This is a genomic window from Pseudobutyrivibrio sp. 49, from assembly GCF_900100545.1.
Taxonomy (GTDB): Bacteria; Bacillota; Clostridia; order Lachnospirales; family Lachnospiraceae; genus Pseudobutyrivibrio.
Genome location: NZ_FNDP01000035.1, coordinates 1 through 9,719, shown reverse-complemented (window position 1 = coordinate 9,719; position 9,719 = coordinate 1). Strand labels below are relative to the sequence as shown.

Genomic DNA, 9,719 nt, shown 5'->3' with positions numbered 1-9,719 from the left:
GATTCAGACACTATTCAATTTTTAAGCTTCAAAACCAAGGCAAAGAATACTCTTTTGCACCTTGGTTTTTGAAGTTGTTTTCGATTTTGGAACAACTTCAATTTATACTTCTTTTTCTTTACGAAAAAGTGTATAGACAATTTTCAAATGAAGGATCATTTTCCTTTCCCATAACATCATCTGCTGACAAACCTTTGAAAATTGTCTATGCACTTTCGTATATGCGATATAAAATAAAGTGCTAATAATACCCCAAATAATTCGACTGATACTATACTGCTATCACTAAACAGCCTCATTTAATCTGAAGGTTGGAGCTTCAATTAATTTGACGAACAACAGTGAAGGCGCCCCTCTGGGAATCTGATATTCTCCCAAAGCTTTGCTTTATAAAGCTTATTCCAAGCTGTAGTGCAAATGTTGTTATTACTCATCATTTCCATAACAGCTTCTCTACCACTCCAGCTTCCAGCCTTACTATTAGTAAAAGGAACTTCTGGATTTGTATCAAATACCTGCGTAATTCCACAAGCCACCACATCAGCTTTACAGCTAGTGGCATGAGCATACATTTTTTCTATAGCATCCGTTGCCAGGTAATCATCACTATCTACAAAGAATATGTAATCCCCTGCAGCCATATCAAGTCCAGTATTTCTTGCACCTGACAATCTGCGATTCTGCTGATGAACCACCTTTATTCTTGAATCAAGCTGTGATAATTCGTCACAAAGCTTTCCGCTATTATCTGTGGAGCCATCATCAACAAGTATAATTTCCAAATTGCTATATGTTTGGTTTATCAACGATTTCACGCATCGTTCCAGATACTTTTCAACATTGTAAACCGGAACAATTATCGAAATCTTATTTTGTGAACATTCTGTGTCTAGAATATTCACTAATCTATCATAATAGGTATTTATATCAAACTCCACTACTCTTCTTGCCTCAGAAAAGGCTTTTTTGCCAAGCTCTTTTCTATATTCAGAATCGATGAGCAGTTTTTCCATCTGTGAGGACAACGCCTGTGTAAAATCAGATTTTTTATCCACAATAATTGCACCTTCGCCTACTACCTCGGGAATTGCTCCTGAATTTGTAGTTATCAGTGCCATGCCCTTTGCAATAGTTTCCAAGGCTACCAAACCAAAAGGTTCTTCATCTATTGTAGGCATTATAACAACATCAAAGTCATTGTACTTCTTTGACATCTCTATAGTAGAGAGACGTTTGTGACACACTATCTTATTAGGATATTTCTGTGCCATTTTATAAATCATTTTTTCATAAGCTGTTGTGCGGTCTGAAAAGCCGATTATTTCAAGTGATACTTTATTTTTATATTCATCAGATAGATGATCCATCATCAATCCAAATGCCTCGACAGCTTCCTTGACTCCTTTGTTAGGAATAACTCTTCCAGCGTACAAGAATCTGGTCATGCCATCTTCTTGTCTGGTAGTCATTGAATAACTGTCAAGCTGAACTCCGTTGTACAACATATGCACCACGGCTTCCTTTGAGTATTTAAGAATTTGAGATTTTATGTACTCACTTATTGCAATAAATTGCACACCATTTCCTGCTAACCTTCGTATATACTCTGGCGAACGATAAGTATCCACATCATTATGCATATGATAATAGATAGGATAATCTCTATTTCCATCTGTTTCTTTCAAAAGCTCTACTGCCAGAGACATTTGATTTTCAATAATTACAGCAAAATAAGAACCATCCATTTTTGATGATTCTTCTATAAATGTGGATATAATTTGCTTATCAAAAAACCGCTTAGCACTTTTATTCTTAACACTTCTATAGTACTTATCGCAAACCCTATCCATTTTTGAAGTAATAATATCTAGTGAAATTGGGATAATATTAGTATACGAATATTTCTTTAGATTATAAGAACTGTCTGTAATTGTATATAAATCAATTACATATTGTTTCGATATTTCATTTTGATCAACAATGCATGTAATTAATTCTTCAACAGCCCCACCTTTAGAGGCAGGGACTGGAAGAATACAAGGTGCAATAATTGCAATTTTTTTCATAATCTCATTATAAAGCCTTTAATCCACACTTATAGAGGCTAATTGTTCTATCCACCACGTCATCCCAATTATACTTTGCAAGGACATAATCCGCTGCCTGTTCCTTGTAAGTAGTAACCTCTATTTTATTATCTAATAACTGGATAAGCTTCTCCTTCAAGTCATCAACATCACCTTTTTTAAAGGTAATTCCCTTGTCAGCAACAACCCCGGCTGTCTCATTAATATCACTTACAAGACAGCAGTTTCCGTAGCTCATTGCTTCAAGAAGGGAAATTGGCATTCCCTCAACATCACTTGGAAGTACATATAAATAAGCATTTGAATAAAGCTCTTCAAGTACTTTTCCCTGTTGGAAGCCTAACAGCATAATTCTGTCATCTTCTCTTGCAGCACGCTTTATTTTAGAAACATAATCGTTACTGTGGCTTGTTCCACCGACAATAACTAATTTTTTGTCAGTATTAATTTGCTTATAAGCTTTAATTAAGTAGTGAAGCCCCTTCTCTGGTACTATGCGTGCCAAAAACAGGATGTATTCATCTTTCTTAAGTCCAAACTGTTCAGTGATTTCCTTAGCCTCGAGAATCTCTGGCTTTCCAATTCCATTTGGAATAAGCGTAGCTTCACGACCATACTTATCTTTAAAGAACTGCTTATTTCCTTCAGAAAGAACAATTAGCTCATCAGCATATTTTGCGGCGCATTTCTCACCAAACTCTAGATATCTGGTAGCAAATCCGCCCCATTTCGCTCTCTGGCTATCAATACCATGAATAGTTGCAACTGTGTGAATTCCAAGCAAATGTGGAAGCCACAACATAGCACATGAACCAGAGGCATGATAATGAATAACATCATAGTGATGGAAAATTGCATGCAACGTTGCAAGCACCGAATAAATAGTAGCATTTAAGCTCTTCTTCTCTGATGTAGGAACTGTAATGAGGTGGATGCCTTTATACATCTTACCAACCTGTATATCATTCTCAGCTCCTGAAACATGATGTCCTGCTCTGTTGTAAGCATATACATCATGTCCCTCAGCCACCATCTTTGTAGCGAGCTCTTCAACTACTACTTCGATTCCACCTTCTCGTGATGGAATCCTTTTATGTCCAATCATTGCAATTTTCATTACTATTTCTCTCCCTTAAAAACCCAAATTATCTCTTCTTTATATAAATAAAGATTGTAACCAATGCAAATGCTCCGGCAAGTACCGCTACTATCTTGCCTGCTAAGCCTAAAATCTGGCTTACCTTTGACTCTGTTTCCTCAGAAACATTTTCTTTGCTAACAGTTACCTCGAAATTACCCAAATCAGTAACCTTCTGCTCTCCATCTACATCTGTATACTGAAGAGAAACATTTACCTGCTGATTTCCTGGCTCATCAAATATTACGTAGTAGTCATTCGTGTAGCTCTTTCCTGCATAAACAGTATCAAGCTTAATCTCTTTGCTGGCAGCAGAAACATTGCCATCAATTACAAGCTTTGCATCTGTAATATTTGAAGAACTCTGGTTAACATAACTAAATGCTAATAATGACTTTCCGTTTACAATAGCGTGTGAACTGATATCAATAGACTTAACACCAATTGTACTACCACCTGATGTAGGAATAACAATCATAGCTGAGTTAGTTAATCTGTTGTTAAGTGCCATATATTCAAACTGGCAACTTAAATCAACTGCATCACCTGTAAAAGCTGATCCAATTGTCATTGGTATAGATACTGTCTTTGTACCGTTTGGCTGAATATTTCCAACATATACCTGATTATCATTACCATACTTTGGATATAAGCTTCCAGTAGAGTTAGTAAATGTAATCATTACACTATTTGCAATCATAGTAGCTGATGTATTGTGAAGGGTAAGGTTAACTGTAATTTCTTTACCAGCCTCAATCATACCACCATCTATATCGTATTCCTGAATTTCAACAATAGCTGCTACTGAGCTTTCTACCTCAGTTGCGTTTGCCACCATTGTCATATTTACACCAAGGCAAATAATAGCAAAGAGGCATACTGTAATTGTCTTAATAATCTTGTTAAACTTTTTCATAACTGCCTCCTAGTTCTTCTTTGATTTCTTCTTAGCATAACGCTCATTCTGGAAGTAATCATAATCAGCATTAGCCTCTACGTACTGTTCCATATCGAGCTTATTAACAATTGTTCCGATGAGATTTGCCTTAACCTCTACAAGAGCATTTGCTGCATCAATAAGACCACGCTTTGATGTCTCACCAATAGAAGACACAAGGATAGTTGCATCAACGTTTACAGCAATAACCTTTGCATCCATAGCTGCGTTAATTGCTGGCATGTCATAAATAATGAAATCATATGTATTAGCAAGCTCTTCTCTTGCAACATTCATCTTATTAGAGCAGAGAAGTCTTACTGGATTATCAATAAGCTCTCCACAAGGAATGTATGAAAGATTTTCTGTTGTTGTCTCGCAGATAATCTTATCAAGAGAAACTCTATCCATAAGGTAATCAGAAAGACCTTCTGAAACATTCTCATTTAATCTCTTATAACGGTTCTTCTTTCTCATGTCACCGTCGATAAGAACTGTTTTCCATCCTGAGCTTGCAAGAGCTGCTGCAAGGTTAATAGATACTGTAGTACTTCCGTCTCCAGCCTCACATCCACAAATTACAAAACTCTTATAGCCGTTCTGCTTCTTAAGAATATGAAGATTCATAACGGCCTGATCAAATGCATCATTTAATACAAAATTATCATTTCTATAAATTTCTAGCTTTTTCACTTTGGCACCTCCTATTCCTTGTAATCTGGAATAATTCCGATTACAGGAATGCTCTCTCTAATAGACGCTTCACGTATTGTTCTAACTTTTCTATCAAAAATCTCGCAGAGTACAACCAAAACACATGAAATAGCAAAACCACCAAATAAATAGATGATTCTATCTTTCCATGCATCTACTGCTGCATTTTTTGACTTCTGATATGTGTATGCGTTATCAAGAGTCTTTACTGAATCAGTATTTAAGATTTCTTGCATCTCTATTGCGTACGACTGAGCCATAGCATCTGCCATCTCCATAGAAAGTGCTGGATCTTTTGTTGTTACACTAAATGAAATAATAGTCGCTGAACTTGTCATGAAATTCGAAATAGAATTATTGCTTCCCTTATTTGCAGAAGAGCTAACACTTAAAGCTCCCTGAACATCAGAAGCTGAGATATCACTTCGACCAATGATTAAGGCTGCTCTCTGGCAAACCTTATAAGAATTTGCGACATTAAGATAAGCATTCATAGCTGTTACAGCATTTGTAGCATCAGAATAAGAACCATCAGCTGCTGCATAAACTGTAGCAACGGCAGTGTACTCATCCTCTCCTACATCTAATGTCATCCCTAATCCCACTACAAAGAATAAAATTGATATTAATGCGATGAACTTTCTTCTTTTGATTAAAGCACTAAGACATCTTCCTACATCAATTTCTAACTCATTTTTAAACATAACTTATATTTCCCTTCCTGCGTAAAATTTATACTATTCGCAATGTAAACAATTATAACATCACTACCCAATAATTGTATATTGATAATTAGTGGATTTTTCTCAAGCAATAATTTTTGTTTTTTGTTTATTTTCACAAAAAATACACAAATTTCGCCCTACAAAAAACGGAGTTAATACGCTAATTATCAGCATATTAACTCCGTCCCCATAATTACTGTTTATACCTCTATGCCTCGTTCAACACAATATTCCTTAAAACTAGCATTAACCTTATCCTTATCAGATAGAATCAAGTCTTCCTTAGTCATTCCCTCTGGAATTGGCCACTGTACATTGATATCTGGATCATCAAATGCAAGTCCTCCCTCGTCATTTGGATGATAGAAATCTGTAACCTTATAGCAGAATTCTGCGAAATCACTAACTACTAAGAATCCATGAGCAAATCCCTTTGGAATGAGGAACTGCTTCTTATTCTCAGCAGAAAGAAGAATTCCGTAGTGCTTTCCGAATGTAGGTGAACCCTTACGAAGATCCACAGCTACATCATAAACCTCACCAGAGATTACGCGAACAAGCTTGTCCTGTGCGTACTCCTTCTGGAAATGAAGTCCACGAAGAACACCCTTCTTACTAGCAGACTGATTATCCTGCACAAAATCATAGTGAAGGCCTTCTGCCTCCATATCATTCTTATTGTATGTCTCTACAAAATAGCCACGGTCATCACCAAAAACCTTTGGAGTGATAACACATAAGCCTTCAATACCATTAACATTTTTCTCTACTGTAATAGCCATTATAATCCTTTTGAAACCTCCACTAAATATTTACCGTAGTCTGTCTTCATAAGTGGCTCAGCAAGCTTAAGAAGCTGCTCCTTATCAATAAATCCACGCTTGTAAGCGATTTCCTCGATACAAGATACATACATACCCTGTCTCTTCTGGAATGTGCTAACAAACTCAGCAGCCTGAAGAAGCATATCGTGATTTCCTGTATCAAGCCATGCAAATCCACGACCAAGAGTCTCTACATGAAGATTTCCACGCTGTAAATAAGCATTATTAACAGCTGTGATTTCAAGCTCTCCACGAGCTGAAGGTGTGATTGTCTTAGCAATCTCTACAACTGAATTATCATAGAAGTAAAGACCTGGAACCGCATAATTACTCTTTGGATTCTCTGGCTTTTCCTCGATAGAGATAGCTACACCATTCTCATCAAACTCAACTACGCCATACTCTCTTGGGTCACGTACATAGTAACCAAAGATTGTAGCACCTGGCTCTGACTCAGTACGCTGAGCTGCCGAAAGAAGTACCTTTGAGAATGACTGACCATAGAAAATGTTATCGCCAAGTACAAGGGCAACTGCGTCCTTTCCAATGAACTCCTCGCCAATGATGAATGCCTCAGCAAGTCCGTTTGGAGCCTCCTGTACAGCATACTGAATATCCATTCCAAGCTGCTTTCCATCACCAAGTAACTCCTTGAAAACAGGAAGGTCTCTAGGAGTAGAAATAATAAGCACCTCTCTGATACCTGCCAACATAAGTGTTGATAATGGATAGTAAATCATAGGCTTATCATAGATTGGCATAATCTGCTTACTAATAGCCTTTGTTAATGGATAAAGTCTTGTTCCCGAACCGCCTGCTAAAATAATACCTTTCATAAAATATATGACCTCCAATATGAAACTATTTTTCTTGGTATATTTAATTCATAACTAAAACATTTTCAACATTTTTTCTATTGGACATTGCATAAGAAAATTCATCCTTATAATAGCCAATAGCTATGAAGAGAATTATTCTTTCATTCTCAGGAATATTTTTGCATATCTCCTTGAACTTTTTATTTTTTGTACTTAATTCTCCGTTTTGTAAAGCACAGGATGCTATTCCCTTATAATGCAAACCTTCCATGAGAGCCATTGCAAACATTCCACCCTCGATATAGAGCTGATTTCTCTCAAATGTATCATAAAATGCTGACATATCACCTGTGAGAACTAAATATGCCTTAACCTCATTATCAAAACCTGTGTTGCCGGCAATCAGCTTACCTAATTCATTATTAGTCTGAGCATCCTTATAGAAATATACCTTTGTTGCCTGTCTATTGCAAGCACTTGGTGCTTTCTGAGCGTATTTTACAGCTTCCAGAACATCTTCATAATTGAGTTCTTTATCCGAAAACTGACGTACTGAATGTCTACTATTAATAAATACAGGGAAGTCCCCTTTGATAGAATTCTGCAAATTCTCTAATGTTTCTTTTCTAATACCACCGCTAAAATCTTTTGCTTCATACTGAAGTAAAGAATCAATTTTTGTAAATATCTCCTCGTTGCTATAACCAACACTAATCTGATATTCCTTGTATGCCTTCAATACAGCTAAAGCATTTTGAAAAGGGATTTCCTCTACCGAATATCCTCTTGCAAGGTAGTCATCAAGCATTGAAAATAATTCTTTAATTTTGGCAACTCCAAAACCAACTCGCGGATTAGAAAGCGATAAGCCTTTTTCAATCACATGTGTCTGTCTTAAAATCTTAGCCTGATATGCAGCAATTGTGTGGACATTCGGATTGTGATAATTCCACTTTTTATACATTTTATAATCACTATAAAATTCCCTACACATTAGGAATTTTTCATGCATTTTTTTTCGTGATAATTTCATAACAACATCTCCTAACTATGTATCAATAACTTACTGTTGTAAATATTCCTTTAATGCATCTTTCCAATCAGCCATCTTGTAGCCACTTGTAAGACGAAGCATATAATTATCTAAAATTGAGTAATGAGGTCTGTCTGCGCTAGCTGGATTCATCTTCTTGTATTCCTCGCTAGTCACATGATTTACCTTTACATTAATTCCCTTAAGCTTAAAAATCTCTTCTGTGAAATCAGCCCAATTTGTATCTCCCTCACATGTGCCGTGGAAGATACCGTAATTCTCTGTTGGCTCCAGATGATGAATCATTCTTGCAAGCTCAACTGCTGAAGTTGGTGAGCCAAGCTGATCACATACTACGGAAAGCTCATCGTGAGTCTCCGCAAGATTAAGCATTGTCTTAACGAAATTTTTTCCATCTCCGTATAACCATGCTGTACGAACGATAAACCACTTGTCAGCAAACTGCTGAACAAACTTCTCGCCCTCATATTTTGTCTTACCATACGCACTGATAGGTCCTGGCTGATCAAACTCAGTGATTGGCTTTGTAGCGTTACCTGGGAATACGTAATCTGTACTTACATGAACAAGCTTTGCTCCCACATTTGTAGCAGCAATTGCAAGGTTTCTAGGACCAAGTGCATTTAACTTATATGCAAAATCCCAATCTTTCTCGCATCCGTCTACATTAGTAGCTGCTGCACAGTTAATAATTACATCAGGCTTCTTAGCTTCAACAAAACTAAGCACCTCATCCAAATCCATGATATTAAGTGGAGAAATCTTCTCACCTTCTACAACATCAGTAAGGATAAACTCAACTTCATCCTTATACTCATTTTGAATGGCACGGCCTAGCTGGCCATTGCAACCTGTCACTAAAATCTTTCTCATAATACGCACCTATTTTTATTTATTTGAATACATATCGTTATAGTACTTCTGATAGTCACCAGATGTTACGTTCTTCATCCAGTCCTCGTGCTCGAAGAACCAAGCGATTGTCTTCTTGATACCTTCCTCGAAGCATGTCTCTGGATACCAGCCGATCTCAGCCTTAATCTTATCTGGAGCGATAGCATAGCGTCTGTCATGACCCTTTCTATCTGTTACATACTTAATAAGCTTCTCTGATACAAGCTCCTTACGTGGGTCTCCCTCTGGAAGCATCTCCTGAAGTGTATCAAGGATGATGTGAATAATCTGAATGTTCTGCTTCTCGTTGTGACCACCGATGTTATATGTCTCAAAAAGCTTACCCTGCTCTTGAACCATATCGATTCCCTTAGCGTGATCCTCTACATATAACCAGTCACGTACGTTCTTTCCATCACCGTATACTGGAAGATCCTTGCCCTGAAGCGCATTGTTGATGATAAGTGGAATGAGCTTCTCTGGGAACTGGTAAGGGCCATAGTTGTTAGAGCAGTTTGTAATGTTTGC

The 9,719-nt window shown here is 37.0% G+C and carries 10 protein-coding genes; all 10 read right to left on the bottom strand.

Annotated features, from left to right (window positions below):
• Positions 1-323: 323 nt before the first annotated feature.
• Positions 324-2,066, bottom strand: a complete 1,743-nt coding sequence (locus BLP54_RS15405) for a glycosyltransferase (protein ID WP_090171516.1) — start codon at positions 2,064-2,066, stop codon at positions 324-326.
• 7 nt (positions 2,067-2,073) lie between these two features.
• Complete coding sequence (locus tag BLP54_RS15400) at positions 2,074-3,204, bottom strand: glycosyltransferase family 4 protein (RefSeq protein ID WP_090171513.1); 1,131 nt, start codon at positions 3,202-3,204, stop codon at positions 2,074-2,076.
• A gap of 28 nt (positions 3,205-3,232) precedes the next feature.
• Entirely contained in the window at positions 3,233-4,141 is a 909-nt protein-coding gene (locus BLP54_RS15395) for a COG1361 family protein (protein WP_090171510.1), read from the bottom strand.
• A 9-nt stretch (positions 4,142-4,150) separates the two neighbouring features.
• The gene (locus BLP54_RS15390; RefSeq protein ID WP_090171507.1) at positions 4,151-4,855 is read right to left on the bottom strand and encodes a CpsD/CapB family tyrosine-protein kinase; all 705 of its coding nucleotides are present in this window, start codon (positions 4,853-4,855) and stop codon (positions 4,151-4,153) included.
• A gap of 11 nt (positions 4,856-4,866) precedes the next feature.
• The gene (locus BLP54_RS15385; RefSeq protein WP_090171504.1) at positions 4,867-5,580 is read right to left on the bottom strand and encodes a Wzz/FepE/Etk N-terminal domain-containing protein; all 714 of its coding nucleotides are present in this window, start codon (positions 5,578-5,580) and stop codon (positions 4,867-4,869) included.
• A 221-nt stretch (positions 5,581-5,801) separates the two neighbouring features.
• On the bottom strand, positions 5,802-6,383 hold the full coding sequence (gene rfbC, locus BLP54_RS15380; protein WP_090171501.1) for a dTDP-4-dehydrorhamnose 3,5-epimerase: 582 nt from the start codon (positions 6,381-6,383) through the stop codon (positions 5,802-5,804).
• Entirely contained in the window at positions 6,383-7,261 is an 879-nt protein-coding gene (gene rfbA, locus BLP54_RS15375; RefSeq protein WP_090171498.1) for a glucose-1-phosphate thymidylyltransferase RfbA, read from the bottom strand. Before rfbA ends, rfbC begins: the two co-directional genes overlap by 1 nt.
• A 43-nt stretch (positions 7,262-7,304) precedes the next feature.
• Positions 7,305-8,276: a nitroreductase family protein gene (locus BLP54_RS15370; protein WP_090171495.1), complete on the bottom strand. Its 972-nt coding sequence runs from the start codon at positions 8,274-8,276 to the stop codon at positions 7,305-7,307.
• Positions 8,277-8,306: 30 nt separating this feature from the next.
• Complete coding sequence (gene rfbD, locus BLP54_RS15365) at positions 8,307-9,170, bottom strand: dTDP-4-dehydrorhamnose reductase (protein WP_090171492.1); 864 nt, start codon at positions 9,168-9,170, stop codon at positions 8,307-8,309.
• A 15-nt stretch (positions 9,171-9,185) separates the two neighbouring features.
• Positions 9,186-9,719: dTDP-glucose 4,6-dehydratase (locus BLP54_RS15360; RefSeq protein ID WP_143002047.1), on the bottom strand; the 534-nt coding region annotated here is incomplete at its 5' end.